The 980-nt window shown below is 67.7% G+C and carries 1 protein-coding gene and 1 pseudogene; one reads left to right on the forward strand and one right to left on the reverse strand.

Features of this window, described 5'->3' with window-relative positions:
* Positions 1-335, reverse strand: a pseudogene (locus tag A5740_RS21495) (ATP-dependent DNA ligase); the annotation flags it as partial.
* 43 nt (positions 336-378) lie between these two features.
* Between A5740_RS21495 and A5740_RS21500 the strand changes: the two are divergent.
* Positions 379-980: ATP-dependent DNA ligase (locus A5740_RS21500; RefSeq protein ID WP_139335281.1), on the forward strand; the 602-nt coding region annotated here is incomplete at its 3' end.

Here is a 980-nt window from a genome sequence, read left to right on the forward strand (position 1 = left end):
CGGCTGGCCGCCGGATGGACGCGTTGCGACAGCGACTCCCAGTCCAACCGGATCCGGCCGTCGACCTCACGCGGCACCACCACTTCCCCGTCGAGCACGCACCGGCCGGCGAGCTCGTCACGCAACACGTCGAGCAGTTCGGGAAAATAGCGGCCGAGCTCTTTGCCGTTGCGTGACTGCAGCACCACCTCGTCGCCGTCACGGAACACCAGTGCCCGGAATCCGTCCCATTTCGGTTCGTAGGACCACACCCCAGCCTCGTCCGGCACTTTCACCTGCGCCTTGGCAAGCATCGGTTCGATGGGCGGCTGCACGGGCAAGTCCACGGGTTCCATACTCGGGTAGACCACCGCTGCGGGGCAATGTCATCGTGGGCAGATGGAGCTGCCCGTGATGCCACCGGTCTCGCCGATGCTGTCGAAACCTGTGCGTGAGATCCCGCCGGGCATGTCCTATGAGCCGAAATGGGACGGCTTCCGCACCATCTGCTTTCGTGACGGCGACGAAGTCGAATTCGGCAGCCGCAACGAACGCCCGATGACCCGGTACTTCCCCGAACTGGTGGCAGCGGCTCGCGCCGAACTACCGCAGCGATGCGTCGTCGACGGGGAGATCGTGATCGCGACCGGCACGGGCCTGGACTTCGAGGCACTGCAACTGCGCCTGCACCCGGCGGCCAGCCGCGTGACCATGCTCGCCGAGCAGACGCCGGCGGCGTTCATCGCGTTCGATCTGCTCGCCCTCGGCGACGACGATCTCACGGGGCGCGCGTTCAGCGAGCGTCGCGCCGCGCTGGTCGACGCGGTCGCACATCAGGTCCGGTGCCACGTCACCCGGACCACCGTCGACCCCGAACTCGGCGCGCAGTGGTTGCAGACCTTCGAGGGGGCCGGCCTGGACGGCGTGATCGCCAAGCGGCTCGACGGCCCCTACCTGCCGGGCAAGCGGGAGATGGTCAAGGTCAAACACCACCGCGACGC

Source organism: Mycobacterium sp. GA-1841, assembly GCF_001954135.1.
GTDB lineage: Bacteria > Actinomycetota > Actinomycetes > Mycobacteriales > Mycobacteriaceae > Mycobacterium.